Source organism: Micromonospora sonneratiae (genome assembly GCF_042679305.1).
In the GTDB taxonomy this organism is placed as follows: Bacteria; Actinomycetota; Actinomycetes; order Mycobacteriales; family Micromonosporaceae; genus Micromonospora_H; species Micromonospora_H sonneratiae.
On sequence record NZ_JBHTMP010000017.1, the window covers coordinates 22288 to 37434 of the forward strand.

Genomic DNA, 15147 nt, shown 5'->3' on the forward strand with positions numbered 1-15147 from the left:
GGGGGGATCTTTCAATTCGCGTATCCACCCCGGCCATCGACCGCGCCGACCTGAGGAGACCGCCGTGTCCACAGCGCCCGACCCGCACCGCGCCGATCCCGACCCGGCTGCGCCGTACCCGCCGTCGCCGGGTTCGGGACGACGGGCGATCATCACCGGGGCGACGGCCGGGATCGGCGCGGCGTTCGCCCGGCGGCTGGCCCAGGACGGCTGTCGGCTCGTCCTCGTTGCCCGGGACGAGCAGCGGCTGGCCGAGTCGGCGGCGGAGCTGTCCGACCGCTACGGCGCTACGGTGACCGTGCTTCCGGCGGATCTGTCCACTGACGAAGGCTGTGCAGCGGTCGAGGAGCAGCTCCGCGAGCCGGTGGATCTGTTGGTCAACAACGCCGGCATCAGCCTCAACCGCTCGTTCCTGCGCTCGACCGTGGCGGACGAGACGCGGCTGCTGCGGCTCAACGTGCACGCGGTCATGCGGCTGACCCTCGCCGTACTGCCCGGCATGGTCGATCGTCGACATGGGGCAGTGATAAATGTCTCTTCGGTTGCTGGCTTCGGCGCACTGATGCCCGGATCGACCTACCCGGCCAGCAAGGCATGGGTGACAAATTTCAGCGAGTCGATGGCCCAGTCGGTACGACGCTACGGCGTACGGGTGATGGCGCTCTGCCCCGGCTACACCCGTACGGAGTTTCACGACCGGGCCGGCATCAACATGTCGAAGACGCCCGGGTGGATGTGGCTGCGGGCCGATGACGTGGTCCGGGATGCCCTACGTGACCTGGGGAAAGGCAAAATCGTCAGCGTTCCCGACTGGAAGTACAAGGTCGCCGTCTTCGGTATGCGGCACACGCCGGGCGGGCTGCTGCGGGCGGTCGGACGCAAGGGCCGGGGACGGCTCGGACGTGAGGAACGGTGATCCGACAACTGTTCGACAAATCTGTTCGCAGCCGGTTTTCCGGTCGTGCAGACGGGACGGTGGGCCCCACGTTGGAACCGGTTGGATTGATACGGAGAGTAGTCGGATAGGGCTGTCTCTGACCCTTCCGCAGCCGTGCCAGTCCGTATCTGCCCGGGTCATCCGTTCGGTCAATAGAGTCGCGCAGTACCCTTGTCCGCCATGGGGGACCACGACGACCTGCGTAAATTCATCACTGACCTAGCTGTTGTACATGGACGGGTGGTGTTGTCGTCAGGTCGAGAAGCGGACTGGTACGTCGATCTGCGTCGCGTGACGCTCCATCACGCGGCGGCACCGTTGGTTGGTCGGGTACTCCTCGACCTCACCTCAGACTGGGAGTACGACGCGGTCGGTGGCCTGACGCTGGGCGCCGACCCGGTAGCCCTCTCGATGCTGCACGCGGCTTCCGCGACGCGGCCTGGGCTGGACGCCTTTGTGGTACGTAAATCAGAGAAGACGCACGGGTTGCAGCGTCGGATCGAAGGCCCGAATGTGGCCGGCCGCCGGGTGTTGGCGGTGGAAGATACCTCGACAACGGGGGGCAGTGTCCTCACCGCCGTCGAGGCGTTGCAAGAGGCCGGGGCCGAAGTCGTGGGTGTTGCGGTTATTGTTGATCGTGGCGCCGGCGACGCGGTGCGAGCCGCCGGATTGCCGTACCGGGCGGCCTATACGTTGGCTGACCTCGGCCTTGTGGCCTAAAAATTTGCCGATTCGGATCTGCTGATATGCAGGCGGGTCGATGCTGCTGGTGGAAGGATGGATTACGTGGGAACTGCGTTGGCTGAAATGACTATGCCTCAGATCTCGCCGCTTGCCGGCGAGCCAATCGAACGTGCCGATGCCGAGCGTCTCGCGGGGGTTCTCAAGGCCCTTGCCGACCCGGCTCGTCTTCGGCTGCTCAGCCTGATCCAGTCGGCGCCCGAGGGCGAGGCGTGCGTGTGTGACCTCACCGCACCGCTTGGCCTCTCGCAGCCGACGGTCAGCCACCACTTGCGTATCCTCACCGAGGCCGGCTTGCTGGAGCGGGAGAAGCGCGGTGTGTGGGCGTACTACCGGCTGGTGCCGTCGGCGATCGCGACGATTGCCGACCTGCTGACCCCGCCCCGTAAGCGGGCGACCAAGAAGGCGCGCTGAATCAGAGTGAGCTGCCTGGTGCCGCCCCACTCGCGGGGTGGCACCAGGCGGTCAACCGGGTGCGGTCACCGCAGTCGGTGATTCGACCTGCCCGCCGATTCTGATCGATCGCGATGAAACCGATCAGGCCCGCCCGACATCTCGACGTTGTTATCGGAGCGGCCTGCTTATCGGTACTGTCATCAGCGTCGACATCCACCGTCGGTGGCGCTTCTTCGCGTCACTGATCGGATTGACGTGGTCGCAGATCGGATTGACGTGCTTGACTGACGGCACCGTCAGTGCGAGTAGCGAGATGGTTACCCATCGGTTTCCGGCTGCTCCGATGTCCACCTCTGTGGGCGGTGCCTGTCCACCTCGCGGATGCTGCTGATGACGTCTGCGGTCCTCGCGATCGATCCAGCCGTCCTGGTGATCGATCTGCGGCTCTCGCGATCGGTAGTGCTTCCCTGCGGATCGGATCGGCACCACGCCGCCGCAGCTGGTGTCGATCGCCACAGTTGGGGTCGCCACAGCCGCAGCCGCCACGGTGAACCGGCTACCGCCGGCCCAGCCGTGACGACCCCGTGGATCCTGGCCCTGGCTGTTCGCGCTGTCTACTGCCCGTACGGCTGCTGACCGGAGGTCTGCTGGCCACCGTAGGTCTGTGGACCGCCGTACGTCTGCTGCCCGCCGTAGGTCTGCGGTCCGCCGTACGTCGGCTGCCCGTACGCCGGCTGCTGCTGCCCGTACGCCGGCTGCGTGGACGGTTGCTGGCCACCGTACGTCTGCTGGCCGTAGGCCGGCTGCTGCTGGCCGTACGCTGCCGGCTGGCCGTACGCCGGCAGTTGCTGGGTCTGGGTCTCCCCGTAGTGCTGCTGGGTCTCCTGGATCGCCTGCTCCGCGGCGGCCTTCTCCTCGGGGCTAGTGCCCTTCTTCGCGCCCATCCGCGCCCGGAGCAGCTCGATGATGATCGGTACGACCGAGATGAACACGATCGCGACCAGGATGAACTCGATGTTGGCCTTGACGAACGGGATCTGGCCGAGGAAGTAGCCGAGCACCGTGACACCGGTACCCCACAGGACGCCGCCGACGACGTTGTAGACCACGAACGTCTTGTAGTTCATCCGGCTCACCCCGGCCACGATCGGCGTGAAGGTCCGAACGATGGGTACGAAGCGGGCCAGGACGATCGAGCGGGCGCCGTACTTCTCGAAGAACTCATGCGCCTTGATCAGGTTTTCCTGCTTGAACAGCCGTGAGTTGGGGCGTCGGAACAACGCCGGCCCCACCCGTCGCCCGAACAGGTAACCCACCTGGTCACCGGCGATCGCCGCGATCGTGATCAGCAGACACACCAGCCACAGCGGGTAGGTGATGTACTGCCCGTCGGCGGTGAGCAGACCGGTGGTGAACAGCAGCGAGTCACCCGGCAGGAAGAACCCGATCAGCAGGCCGGACTCGGCGAAGACGATGACCAGGATGCCGAGCAGCCCGAAGGTCGAGATCAACCACTCCGGATCCAGGAAATCGGGCCCCAGGGCCAGGGTGGTGGTGGGCGTCGGCACGAGGTGACCTCCGATGTCTTCCGGTCAGTGTCGGCTTTCATCCCCGTAGTGCCGGTGGCATGGTCTCTGCCCGCCACCGGCAACGGGCACGAAAATAGTCTAGGCCGCCTTCCGATACCCCCGGTGCGCGACGTCACACCAGGTCTACAGCCGTGGATCGACCGGTTCCGACTCACAGGCGAGGATGGCGAAGACCAACTCGTGTCGACGCCACAGCGGAGCACCCTCCGCCAGGCGGTCCAGAGCCGCCAACCCGAGCCCGTGCTCACGTAGCGCCAGCCCTCGCTTACGGCCCAGGGACCGCTGCCGCAGCGCTGCGAGCTGCTCCGGTTCGGTGTACTCCGGCCCGTAGATGATCCGCAGGTACTCCCGCCCACGGCACTTCACACCCGGCTGGAGCAGTCGACCCTTCCCGTCGACCGCCGCCAGCCCGGCGTACGGCTTGACCACCATGCCCTCGCCCCCGGCCGCGGTCAGCTCCAGCCACCACTGCGTCGCCTCCGCCACCGCCGCGTCGTCGTCGAGGTCCACGATCCGGCGTCGGGTCGGAGTGAACAACGCGGGGTCGGCGTCGTGCAGCCGGTCCGCCATGGCCAGGTGCCAGCCGTGGTCCCGGCCCGCGTGGGATGCGCCCTGACTGGCGAGTACGGCGAATGGGGCGAGCGTCACACCGTCCAGCCCGTCCGTCGGTGCCACGTACGCCCGGTAGGCGGCGGTGTAACCGGCCACGTCTGCCTGCCGGCGGGACATCCGGTCCCGCAGTCCGGTCACCGGCAGGCCACGCCCGGCCGCCCGGTCCAGCACCTCCAGTACGGCGGGCAGCGCGGCCCGGCTGGCCGCCCCGACACTGGCGTACTGGTCGCGGATGAGTCCCATCGCCTTCGCCGACCAGGGCAGCAACTCACAGTCGAGCAGCAGCCAGTCGGTGTCCAGTTCGGCCCAGAGGCCGGCAGTGGTCACGGCGGACCGGACCCGGGCCAGCAGTGCCTCGTCCAACGGGCTCCCGAAGAAAGGTCGTCCGGTACGGGTGTAGACCACCCCGCCACCCGGTACCGCATCCGCCCCGGCCAAATGACCGGTTTCCTCCCGGCAGACCAGAACCACCGCGCGGGAGCCCATGTGCTTCTCCTCGCAGACCACCCGATCCACGCCGGCCGCCCGGTAGTCGGCGAATGCCTGTGCCGGGTGCTCCAGGAACCCGTCGACGGTGGAGGTCGAGCACGGTGCCATCGTCGGCGGCAGCCACGGCAGCCAGTGGGGGTCGACGGAGAACCGGCTCATCACCTCCAGTGCTGCCGCCGCGTTCTCCGCCGCGACCGTCACCTTCCCGTAGCCGTAGTCGAGGTGCCGTCGTCCGGTCACGTCGGCGAGATCGAGTACGTCGTCCTGGCGTACCGGTTCGGCGGCGACGGGAACCAGCGGCCGGGCCGGCGGGTAGTACTCCTTCGCGGCCGGTACCGAGACGAGGTCGCGTTCCGGGTAGCGCAGGGCGGTCAGCGAACCACCGAAGACGCAGCCGGTGTCGATGCAGATCGTGTTGTTGACCCACTCCGGGGTCGGGGTCGGGGTGTGCCCGTAGACCACCATGGCACTGCCCCGGTAGTCGCGCGCCCACGGGTAGCGCACCGGCAGGCCGTACTCGTCGGTTTCGCCGGTGGTCTCCCCGAACAGCGCGAACGCCCGTACCCGCCCGGATGCCCGGCCCTGGTACTCCTCCTTGAGTCCGGCGTGCGCGACCACGAGCCGCCCGCCGTCGAGCAGGTAGTGGCTGACCAGACCGTCGATGAAGGTGGCCGCCTCGGCGACGAAGGCCGGCTCTTCGGCTTCGAGCTGGGCCAGTGTCTCGGCCAGGCCGTGCGACACCGTGACGTTGCGACCACGCAGCTTGCGCAGCAACTTCTGCTCGTGGTTGCCCGGCACGCAGATGGCGGTGCCGGCCGCGACCATCCCCATCACCAGGCGGAGCACGCCCGGCGAGTCCGGGCCGCGGTCGACCAGGTCTCCGACGAAGACCGCCGTACGGCCGGCCGGGTGCGTCGCGCCGACCGGACGCCCGTCGGTGTCGGTGTGCAGCGTCCAGCCCAACCGGACCAGCAGTGCCTCCAGTTCAGCCCGGCAACCGTGCACGTCACCGATGATGTCGAACGGACCGGTCAGCTCCTTCCGGTCGTTGTACAGCTTCTCGTACCGGATCTCGACAGTGTCGATCTCCTCCGGGCCGCGCAGCACGTGTACCTTGCGGAACCCCTCCCGGCCCAGGCGGCCGATGGAGCGTTGCAGGTCGCGTCGCATCCGGCCGAGGACCTGGCGACCGAAGGTACGGTCGGCCCGGCTCTGCGTACGCTCCCAGCACAGCGGCTCGGGTACGTCGAGCACGATCGCCACCGGGAGCACGTCGTGTCCCCGGGCGAGCTGGACCAGCCCGGCACGGGCGTGAGGTTGCAGGTTGGTGGCGTCGACGACGGTCAACCGGCCGGCCCGGAGCCGCTTACCGGCGACGTAGTGCAGCGCGTCGAACGCCTCCGCCGAGGCGGACTGGTCGTTCTCGTCGTCGGCCACCATGGCCCGGAACGCGTCGGACGAGAGCACCTGGGTGGGCGCGAAGTGCCGGCGGGCGAAGGTCGACTTGCCCGAGCCGGAGATGCCGACCAGGGCGACCAGGGCCAGTTCGGGAATGTCGATGCTGGTCACAGCGATTCCTTTCCACGCGCTTCGGTGCCGCTGCCCGTCGGCGCCTGGGGGCCGTTGTCCGTCGGCGCCTGAGGCTGGTTGTCCGCCGGCGATTCGGCACCGCTGCCCGCCGTCGGCGTGCCGCTGCTGATTCGGCTGAAGACGGCGAGTTGGCTGGAGCAGCCCACCTCGGGGTCGGCCTCCCCCACGCCGCTGATCGACACCGTGTAGCCGTACGTCCGGCCGACCTCGTGTGCCCAGTCGGCGAACTGGGCGCGGGCCCACTCGAAGCGGTGGTCGGTGTGCCGCATCGCCGTCGGGGCCAGCCCCTCGTACCGCACGTTGTATTCGACGTTCGGCGTCGTCACGATCACCGTGGTCGGCTGGGCGTGACCGAAGACGGCACTGGCCAACGCCGGCAGCCTTGGCGGGTCGACATGCTCGATGACCTCCATCAGCACGGCGGCGTCGAAGCCGCGTAGCCGGTCGTCGCGGTAGGTCAGCGCCGACTGCCACAGCCTGATCCGGTCCCGCTGCCGTTGCGGCAGTCGGTCCAGGCGCAGCCGACGTTCGGCCACCGCCAGCGCCACCGAGGAGACGTCGGTACCGACGATCTCGGTGAAGCGTCGGTCGCGGATCAGGTCGGCCAGCAGTGACCCACCACCGCACCCCAGGTCGAGTACGCGGGATGCGCCGCTGTCGACCAGGGCCGCCAGTACGGCCGTCCGGCGCTGCGCCGCCAGCGGCTGCCGCCCGACCGTCGGTTCGGCGGTGTCTGGTTCGACCGTGTCCGCCGTCGGCAGTTCGTCCCGGGACCGGAGTTCGGTCAGCCGGAGTTCGGCCGCCTGGGCTTCGTTCAGTTGGGTGAGTGCCTTACCGGCCAGCGCCCGTCGATGGGCGAGGTACCGGCGGATGATCAGCGACCGCTCCGGGTGCCGGGCCAGCCAGCCCTCGCCGGCCCGGAGCAGCTTGTCGATCTCGTCGGGGGCGACCCAGTAGTGCTTGGCGTCGTCGAGCACGGGAAGCAGGACGTAGAGATGGTTGAGTGCGTCGGCGAGCCGTACCGAACCGGTCAGCTTGAGATCGACGTACCGGCTGGCACCCCAGGACGGATGCTGGTCGTCGAGCGGGATCGCCGTGGCGGAGACGGTCCAGCCCAGCGGGGTGAACAGCCGATCGGCCAGGTCCGCCCCGCCTCGGCAGCGGAGCACCGGTACGCCGATCTCCAGCGGAATGGGCGTGCCGGTCAACTCCGGGCGGTCCTTCGACGTACCCCGCAGGGCGGACCGGAACACCTTGGCCAGCGCGGACGCCAGCAGGCTGGAGGCGGCGTACGGCCGGTCGTTGACGTACTGGCCGAGGGTGAAGCCCTCGGGTGCCGTACCCCGGCCGTTGTCCCTGCCCCGGCCAGGAGCCAGCCGGAGCGGGTCGACGTCGAGCAGCAGGGCAGCGGTGCAACGCGCCTCGGTCGCTTCCGGATAGAACACATGGACGGTGCCGGTCGGCACGTCGAAGGAGTGCGTCCGGTCCGGGTGCTTGACCAGCAGATAGCCGAGGTCGGTGGCCGGCTGGTGGGTGGTGGAGACGGTGAGCAGCACGCCGGACATCATGGCAGCCAGATCATCGATACGTCGTCCGTTTTCCCCGCTCCTTTCGTTGCGAACTGCCCGACCGGGTGATTCCACGGATCCGCAATGGTTGCCGGGGCTCGGTACGTCCAAGGAGGCGAGGACCTCTGGAGGTGTCCGTGACGTACGAGGAGTTCGCCGACTCCCGACTGGCGGCGTTACTGCGGTACGCGGTGATGTTGACCGGTGATCCACACCTGGCCCAGGACCTGGTGCAGGAAACGATGGTGCGGGTGCAGCTCAACTGGCGGCGGGTGGACCGGGCCGACTCACCCGAACGCTACGTACGCCGAATGCTGACGAACCAGTTCGTCGACTGGCGGCGGGGGTCCTGGGTCAGGCGGGTGCTGTTGCGGGCCGAGCCGGAGGAACTCGCCGTACCGACGGACCACGCCCAGACCACCGCGGACCGGGACCAACTCTGGTCCCAGCTGGCCCGGCTGCCGCGCCGGCAACGGGCGGCGTTGGTGCTGCGCTACTACGAGGACCTGCCCGATGCGGAGATCGCCGAGGTGCTCGGGTGCGCGGTCGGGACCGTGCGGTCCGCCATCTCCCGTGCGCTGGCCACGCTTCGCGCCGAACTAGTGGAGGCTTGCTGATGATCGAGGACGACCTGCGGGCCTCCTTTGCCCGACACGAGACGCTGACCCCGGATGCCGGCCCGGTACGGGACGCCATCAACAGCACAGCGGTACGTAGACGGCGGCGGCGGTTCGTGACCCGGATGGCCGGTGCTGCCGTGGCTGTTCTCGTGGCCGTGTCGATGCCGGTGTTGGGCCGTACGCTCATGGCGGCTCCGACCCCGGTGCCGGAGACGGTCGGCAGCGTGCCCACGGCGGACCCGTCGGCTGCCGCGCTTCCCGACTCCGCGTTGAACTTCCTGCTGATCGGCGTCGACGGGGAAGCGGGTGGCCGGGACGTCAGCGATCGCGCCGACTCGGTGTTGATCGTGCACGTGCCCCGGGACCGGAGCCGGATGTACCTGGTCTCGCTGCCCAGGGATCTGGGGGTGGAGATTCCTGGGCACGGCTTCGGCAAGCTGAATGCGGCGTTCTTCCACGGCAGCCACCGGCCGGGCACCAGGTCGGATCTACGGGGTGGAGCTCGCCTGACGGTCCAAACCGTGACCAACCTGACCGGACTCCGCTTCGACGGAAGTGCAACGCTGACCTTTTCCGGCTTACGTGGCATCACCGACGCTGTCGGCGGAGTCCGGCTGTGTCTGCCCAGGAAGGTGCAGTCGGTCCACACCAAGCGGGTCTTCCCGGCCGGCTGCCAGCAACTCGACGGCGCCGCCTCGCTGGACCTGCTCCGGCAGCGCTACCGGTTGTCCGAGGGGGCGCATGAGCGGGACCGCAACGGTCAACGGTTCACCCGGGCGATACTGACGAAGGTGTCGCCGACGTCGGACGGACTCGATCTGGCCAGGTCGATGGCGATCCTTGCGGCGGTCGACGACGGGGTGGTGCTGGATACCGGCACCCTGCCCATGGCCGGTCTGTTCGCCGCCCTGCAACGGACGTCCACGGTCGATCCGGTGGGGATCGGCTGGACCTATCGGGCCGAGTCGAAGGACGGACAGATCTTCGAGCGGCTCGATCCGTTGGTGAGTGGCAGCCTGTTCGAGGCACTCCGCCGTGACACCCTCGCCGCCTGGACGGCGCAGCATCCGGCCCAGCTGACCAGGTGGCAGTAGCCGGTCAGCGGTAGTCGTCCTCCGGGCCGATGATCCGGGCCTGCTCCAGCGCGTCCCACTCGGCGACTTCGAGGCCCCGATGCACGACAGGTTCGTCCTCGGCCGGATCGGCGACGATCGTCTGCTCGGCGACGTCGTCCGCCGACGCCTCCAGGTCCCGTTCCTCGGGCACCAGGTGGTCACCGGGCGCGAACTCCTCGTCGGGCTGGGTCATCGTCGCCTCCTTCCGGCCGTCGGCTGAGCCGGGTAGCCTGCCCCACCGGGATAATCCGCCCCTACCGGACAGATTGCCACCCGGGTAGGTCCACCGTACGGGTTCTGCCGTCTTCCCGCCGTCGCTGGCGCCCGGACACGGCCGTACCCGGATTAACACGGCTCGTACCCGGATTCTCCGGATGTTGCCCGTACCCGGACCCTGCGACGTTGCTCGTGTCCGGACTCCTTGCCCAGGGGCGTCCGGCGGCAAACACCGGACGCAATGCCGGTGGCCGGCCCGCTGCCGGTCAGGGACCGGTTACTTCCGGCTGGCCGGGCGGGTCGTCCGTGGTTGGTGGATCAGTCGCGGGATTGGCTTACCGAGGGCCGGTGGGAGTGACAAGATGGGAAAATGGGCTTCCTGATCCGGCTCGTGATCACAGCGATCGCGTTGTGGATCACTACCCTGGTGGTGCCCGGCATCGAGGTGAGTGGCCGGTCCGCCGGGGTCAATGCGCTGACGTTGCTGGCGGTTGCGTTGATCTTCGGCATCGTCAACGCGGTGCTGAAACCGATCATCAAGGTGGTCGGCTGTGTGTTCTACCTCCTTACGTTGGGTCTGATCGCGCTGGTCGTCAACGCGTTGCTCTTCCTGCTGACCGACTGGATCGCCGGCCAACTCGACCTGCCGTTCAAGGTGGATGGTTTCTGGCCGGCCTTTTGGGGTGCGATCGTGGTGGCGGTGGTCAGCTGGCTGATCAGCCTGGTGATCCCGGAACCGTCGGATTAGGGCTGCCCCGATCGTCGAGGCCAGGCGAGGAAGCGCGGGATCCGGGTCGGTTGTGCCGGCTCGGACGCTCTACGGGATACTGCCCGCGGAGGACAGCGCGGTCCGGCGCACCCATGGAAGACAGCGGCCGTCGTGGCCGAGAGCGGTTAGTAAGGAGCGTTTGACATGCCCATCGCTTCCCCCGAGGTCTACGCCGAGATGCTCGACCGTGCCAAGGCCGGCCGGTACGCGTATCCCGCGATCAACGTGACGTCCTCGCAGACCCTCAACGCCGCCCTGAAGGGCTTCGCCGACGCAGAGAGCGACGGCATCATCCAGGTGTCCACCGGTGGCGCGGAGTACCTCTCCGGTCCGAGCATCAAGGACATGGTCAGCGGTGCGGTCGCCTTCGCTGCGTACGCCCGCGAGGTGGCCAAGAACTACCCGGTGAACATCGCGTTGCACACCGACCACTGCCCCAAGGACAAGCTGGACAAGTTCGTCCGTCCGCTGATGCAGATCTCGAAGGAGCGGGTGGCGCGCGGTGAGGAGCCGCTGTTCCAGTCGCACATGTGGGACGGCTCCGCCGTGCCGGTCGCCGAGAACCTGGAGATCGCCGCCGGGCTGCTGGACGAGGCCGCCCAGGCCAAGATCGTCCTGGAGATCGAGGTCGGCGTCGTCGGTGGTGAGGAGGATGGCGTCGAGAACGCCATCAACGACAAGCTCTACACCACCATCTCCGACGGTCTGGCCATGGTCGAGGCGCTCGGCCTCGGCGAGAAGGGCCGCTACATGGCGGCGCTGACCTTCGGCAACGTGCACGGCGTGTACAAGCCGGGCAACGTCAAGCTCCGCCCGGAGATCCTCCGGGAGATCCAGGACGCGGTCGCCGCCAAGTACGGCAAGGACAAGCCGCTCAGCCTGGTCTTCCACGGCGGGTCCGGTTCGCTGCTCTCCGAGATCCGCGAGGCGCTCGACTACGGCGTGGTGAAGATGAACATCGACACCGACACCCAGTACTGCTTCACCCGGCCGGTCGCGGACCACATGCTCCGCAACTACGACGGCGTGCTGAAGGTGGATGGCGAGGTCGGCAACAAGAAGCTGTACGACCCGCGGGTCTGGGGCAAGCAGGCTGAGGCGGGCATGGCCCAGCGGGTCGTCGAGGCGTGTGAGCACCTGCGCTCGACGGGCACCAAGCTCGGCAAGTAGGCGCTGAGCGCCCGCTGACAGCACACCGTACGGCCGGTTTCCCACCCGGGGAGCCGGCCGTAGGCCTTTCTGCCCGGGATCCCGTTCCGCCTGCTTTCCCCGGTAACCGGGTAACCGGGTAACCGGGTAACCGGGTAACCCGGGTAACCGGGTAACCCGGGTAACCCGGGTAACCCGGCAGCGTGCCGGGTAGGGGCACGGAAGAGGGCCCGGTGGCACAGGGCGACCAGGCCCTCCTGCCGGATCCTGGGGAGGGTTCCGGTCCCCTATTTCTAGTCGAGCCGATGGTCACCCGCACCGGCCGCTTGCGTGACGAACACCTCGGCCGTTCAGCCAACCAACCGCTCACACCACTCGCCACCGGGGTGCTGCGCCAGGTTGAATGGTCCGATGCAGAATCTGTTGCCCGAACCGCCTGCCACGCTCCTGCCCGGCGACCCGGCCGCCGAGGCGGCCCTCGCCCAAGCCGAGCAGGCGCAGACAGACGAGGCGTACGCCGCAGCTGCGGCACAGTTCCCGACCTTCAGCGCGGCCTGGGCTGCGCTGGCCGCGCGGGCCTTCGCCGCCGGCCAGGTCGTCCAGACGTACGCCTTCGCGCGGACCGGCTACCACCGGGGCCTGGACCAGCTGCGCCGTAGCGGCTGGAAGGGGCACGGTCCGGTACCGTGGGCGCATGGTCCCAACCGTGGCTTCCTGCGCTGCCTGCACCTGTTGTCCCGAGCTGCCGGCGAGATCGGTGAGTCGGACGAGGCAGCCCGGTGTGCCCAGTTCCTCCGCGACTGCGACCCGGCCGCAGGCGACGCGCTCGCCGGCAGCTGAGCCGGTCAGCCGGCAGTCGGGCAGGCCGAACCGATCCTCGCCCAGCCCCCTGCCGGCTCACTACCGCGTCAGCCCGACCTGCCACTACCTCAGCCTGACCCGCCACTACCGGCCGATCAGTCGCTGATCACGCCGGTTGGTGGCGTCGGTCTCCAGCTGATGCGTCCGTCCCCGGCTGAAGATCCTGGTTGCGCCCTACAGCCCCTCGGCCACGGCAGCGGCGATCTTCAACCAGGCATCCTTGGTGGCGGAGGAGAGCTGGCCGTACCGGATCGGCTCCCCGGCGTCGATCAGGCGTTCGTACGGGGCCAGTAGGACGGCTCTGGTCCGGGCCGCGAAGTGCTGTTGAATCGCCGGCAGGTCGATCTCCTTGCGTGACGGTGGCATCGACACGACCGTCACCGCCTGCCGGACCAGGCGCTGTCGTCCGCTCTGTTCGAGATGGTCGAGCATCCGCGCCGCAGTCTCGGCCGAGTCGTTCCGGGCCGACATGGTTATCAGTAGCTGGTCGGTCGCGTCGATCGCGGCCTGCCAGTTCTGTGCCCGTACGTTGTTACCGGTGTCCACGAAGATCAACTTGTAGAACCGGCTGACCACCTCACGGAGTTCGGCGAACGCGCTGGCCGTCAGCATCTCGCCACCGGTGGCGGACTCGTCGGAGGCGAGTACGTCGAACATGCCCTCGCCCTGAGAACGGACATACTGGGACAGGTCGCCGACCCGCCCGTGCGCTCCCTGGAACTGGCCGAGATCGCGGAGCAGGTCGCGGACGGTACGGGCGTGGAAGTCCTGCTGCGCCCGCATCCCGAGGGTGCCCTGGGTCTCGTTGTTGTCCCAGGCCAGCACGTACCCGCCACGCCTCTGACCGAAGGTCATCGCCAGCAGCAGGATCGCCACGGTCTTACCGGCGCCGCCCTTGGGATTGACGACGGTCACCTGCCGCAGGCCGCCGAAGTTACGGCGGACGGTATCGATGTCCTGCCTGACCTCCTGCTCGTGCCGGCCGGGTGAGAGCCGTACCAGACCCAGCGAGGTCCGGTTGACCGCAGCCCGGAGGCCCATGGTGGCGACCGGGTCGGGTGGGCGGACCGCCCGGCGACGTGCGAACTCGTCGGCCGTCGGGGCCGAGTTTTCCGGCGTCCAGACTGGTTCGGGATAGGCCGGCCCGGGTTGGGGCGGCATCCGGACCACACCGGGGGCGTCCTGGAACGGCTGCTGCGGTACCGGGGTGACACCGGGATACCGCTCGCCCCGGGGACCGGGGATCCCCGGTGGCGTCGGTGGTCCGGGCGGTACGGCATCGCCCGGCCGGTACACCGGTGTCGGCCAACCGGGCATCGGTGCCGGCGGTCCGGGAGGTGCCGGCGGGTGCATGGACGGCGTGGGCGGATATCCGGCCGGAGTCGGGCGTGCGGGGCCGGGAGGAGCCGCAGGAGAACCGGTTCCGGCCGGACTGGTCGGGTGGGCCGCTGGCTCCGGTGCGGGCGGGTACGGTGCTCCGCCGGGCGGCGATACCGGGTGGGATCCGCCGCCGGGCGGCGATACCGGGTGGGATCCGCCCTGGGGCGGCGACTGCCGGGGCTCGGGAGCCCGGGGAACAGGTGGTGCGGCGGTGCCACGGGCCGTCGGCGGGCGCTGCGGAGGTTGCGCCCACGGCGACTGTGCGGCCTGCGGCAGGGTGGCAGGTCCTTCGGCGGGCTCGGGGCCACCGACCATCGGGGTGTCCATGGTGAACGGTTGGTCGAGGGTGACGGGCAGAGCGGCGCGGGTCGACGCTCTGCCAGCGACCGGGTCGGAGTTGGCCGACGGCTCGGAACCGGCTTCCGGGTCGGGACCCTGCTGATCCGGGGCAGCCGGCCGGTCGGTGTCCGACTCGGGCTGGTCACCGAGTTTCGGCTGCGGCTGGTCACTGGCGGGTGCTGCCGGAACACTCGGGTTGCCCGGGCCCAGGTCGGTGCCGGGGGACACCGGTGCGGTGGGGGGAGTTGGCGGCCCGACCACGGGCCAGGCGCGGGTGGGCAGGTCCGCCGGTGGCGTGCCCTGCTGGTTCGGCGGGACCGGGCCCGGCCCGGGCGGGTACGACGGCGGCCCGGGTGGCGTTGCCTGCTGGTTCGGCGGTCCGGGTGGGTAAGTCGGCGGCCCGGGCTGGTACGTCGGCGGACCGGGTGGGTACGACGGCGGACCGGGTGGGTACGACGGCGGTCCGGGCGGATAGACCGGGCCGGGTGGCGTGGCCTGCTGGTTCGGCGGGACCGGTCCGGGGACTGGCGGGTGGGCGAGGGGAGCGCCATGGCCGGGGTGACCGCCGTCGGGTTGTGGCTGCCCCGGACTTGCCCACGGCTCTGCCGCCAACTCGTCCGGTGCCCAGAACGGCTCGACATCGCGCTGTGGGATCGCTCCCTGACCTGGTACGTGAACCCGGTCCGTGTGCTCGTCCTGCACAGTCCACCTCCCCCTTCCTTGCCCGAGGATATGCCGGTCGATCAGTATCAGCCGGGCAGCGAAGCCAACCGCAG

Annotated in this window: 12 protein-coding genes and 1 pseudogene; 8 read left to right on the forward strand and 5 right to left on the reverse strand. The window is 69.1% G+C overall.

Annotated features, from left to right (window positions below):
- The first annotated feature begins 148 nt into the window (after positions 1 to 148).
- The 3 genes from ACFQ4H_RS13325 (at position 149) to ACFQ4H_RS13335 (ending at position 2092) form a co-directional block, all read left to right on the forward strand.
- On the forward strand, positions 149 to 916 hold the full coding sequence (locus ACFQ4H_RS13325) for an SDR family NAD(P)-dependent oxidoreductase (RefSeq protein WP_377570754.1): 768 nt from the start codon (positions 149 to 151) through the stop codon (positions 914 to 916).
- Positions 917 to 1117: 201 nt separating this feature from the next.
- Positions 1118 to 1657: an orotate phosphoribosyltransferase gene (gene pyrE, locus ACFQ4H_RS13330; RefSeq protein WP_377570593.1), complete on the forward strand. Its 540-nt coding sequence runs from the start codon at positions 1118 to 1120 to the stop codon at positions 1655 to 1657.
- A 57-nt stretch (positions 1658 to 1714) separates the two neighbouring features.
- Complete coding sequence (locus tag ACFQ4H_RS13335) at positions 1715 to 2092, forward strand: ArsR/SmtB family transcription factor (protein ID WP_169596714.1); 378 nt, start codon at positions 1715 to 1717, stop codon at positions 2090 to 2092.
- 842 nt (positions 2093 to 2934) lie between these two features.
- Here ACFQ4H_RS13335 and ACFQ4H_RS13340 read toward each other — a convergent pair.
- The 3 genes and pseudogenes from ACFQ4H_RS13340 to ACFQ4H_RS13350 all read right to left on the reverse strand — a co-directional run.
- Positions 2935 to 3642 (reverse strand): annotated as a pseudogene (locus tag ACFQ4H_RS13340) (DedA family protein); the annotation flags it as partial.
- Positions 3643 to 3786: 144 nt separating this feature from the next.
- Entirely contained in the window at positions 3787 to 6333 is a 2547-nt protein-coding gene (locus tag ACFQ4H_RS13345; protein ID WP_377570596.1) for a polynucleotide kinase-phosphatase, read from the reverse strand.
- Positions 6330 to 7910: a 3' terminal RNA ribose 2'-O-methyltransferase Hen1 gene (locus ACFQ4H_RS13350; RefSeq protein ID WP_377570755.1), complete on the reverse strand. Its 1581-nt coding sequence runs from the start codon at positions 7908 to 7910 to the stop codon at positions 6330 to 6332. The genes ACFQ4H_RS13345 and ACFQ4H_RS13350 overlap by 4 nt, the downstream gene beginning before the upstream one ends.
- Positions 7911 to 8059: 149 nt before the next feature.
- Here ACFQ4H_RS13350 and ACFQ4H_RS13355 point away from each other — a divergent pair, with 149 nt between their 5' ends.
- Together ACFQ4H_RS13355 and ACFQ4H_RS13360 are read left to right on the forward strand one after the other, a co-directional pair.
- Positions 8060 to 8539: a SigE family RNA polymerase sigma factor gene (locus ACFQ4H_RS13355; RefSeq protein WP_377570756.1), complete on the forward strand. Its 480-nt coding sequence runs from the start codon at positions 8060 to 8062 to the stop codon at positions 8537 to 8539.
- Positions 8539 to 9636: an LCP family protein gene (locus tag ACFQ4H_RS13360; RefSeq protein WP_377570597.1), complete on the forward strand. Its 1098-nt coding sequence runs from the start codon at positions 8539 to 8541 to the stop codon at positions 9634 to 9636. Before ACFQ4H_RS13355 ends, ACFQ4H_RS13360 begins: the two co-directional genes overlap by 1 nt.
- A gap of 4 nt (positions 9637 to 9640) precedes the next feature.
- On the opposite strand, the gene ACFQ4H_RS13365 is transcribed toward ACFQ4H_RS13360, so the two are convergent.
- Positions 9641 to 9850: a hypothetical protein gene (locus ACFQ4H_RS13365; RefSeq protein ID WP_377570599.1), complete on the reverse strand. Its 210-nt coding sequence runs from the start codon at positions 9848 to 9850 to the stop codon at positions 9641 to 9643.
- 393 nt (positions 9851 to 10243) lie between these two features.
- On the opposite strand from ACFQ4H_RS13365, the gene ACFQ4H_RS13370 reads away from it, so the two are divergent.
- The 3 genes from ACFQ4H_RS13370 (at position 10244) to ACFQ4H_RS13380 (ending at position 12631) form a co-directional block, all read left to right on the forward strand.
- Positions 10244 to 10621, forward strand: coding sequence for a phage holin family protein (locus ACFQ4H_RS13370; protein ID WP_377570601.1), 378 nt, complete (start codon positions 10244 to 10246; stop codon positions 10619 to 10621).
- Positions 10622 to 10786: 165 nt separating this feature from the next.
- Complete coding sequence (gene fbaA, locus ACFQ4H_RS13375; protein ID WP_377570603.1) at positions 10787 to 11812, forward strand: class II fructose-bisphosphate aldolase; 1026 nt, start codon at positions 10787 to 10789, stop codon at positions 11810 to 11812.
- 390 nt (positions 11813 to 12202) lie between these two features.
- A complete protein-coding gene (locus ACFQ4H_RS13380; protein WP_377570605.1) occupies positions 12203 to 12631 on the forward strand; it encodes a DUF3151 domain-containing protein in 429 nt (142 codons plus the stop codon).
- A 195-nt stretch (positions 12632 to 12826) separates the two neighbouring features.
- On the opposite strand, the gene ACFQ4H_RS13385 is transcribed toward ACFQ4H_RS13380, so the two are convergent.
- A complete protein-coding gene (locus ACFQ4H_RS13385) occupies positions 12827 to 15073 on the reverse strand; it encodes a MinD/ParA family ATP-binding protein (RefSeq protein ID WP_377570607.1) in 2247 nt (748 codons plus the stop codon).
- Between the last annotated feature and the right edge of the window lie 74 nt (positions 15074 to 15147).

What these genes read in the sequence shown, in the direction of transcription:
- pyrE (WP_377570593.1), top strand. Translation starts at nt 1,118, where the DNA reads ATGGGGGACCACGACGACCTGCGTAAATTCATCACTGACCTAGCTGTT.
- ACFQ4H_RS13335 (WP_169596714.1), top strand. Translation starts at nt 1,715, where the DNA reads ATGGATTACGTGGGAACTGCGTTGGCTGAAATGACTATGCCTCAGATC.
- ACFQ4H_RS13360 (WP_377570597.1), top strand. Translation starts at nt 8,539, where the DNA reads ATGATCGAGGACGACCTGCGGGCCTCCTTTGCCCGACACGAGACGCTG.
- ACFQ4H_RS13365 (WP_377570599.1), bottom strand. Translation starts at nt 9,850, where the DNA reads ATGACCCAGCCCGACGAGGAGTTCGCGCCCGGTGACCACCTGGTGCCC.
- ACFQ4H_RS13370 (WP_377570601.1), top strand. Translation starts at nt 10,244, where the DNA reads ATGGGCTTCCTGATCCGGCTCGTGATCACAGCGATCGCGTTGTGGATC.
- fbaA (WP_377570603.1), top strand. Translation starts at nt 10,787, where the DNA reads ATGCCCATCGCTTCCCCCGAGGTCTACGCCGAGATGCTCGACCGTGCC.
- ACFQ4H_RS13380 (WP_377570605.1), top strand. Translation starts at nt 12,203, where the DNA reads ATGCAGAATCTGTTGCCCGAACCGCCTGCCACGCTCCTGCCCGGCGAC.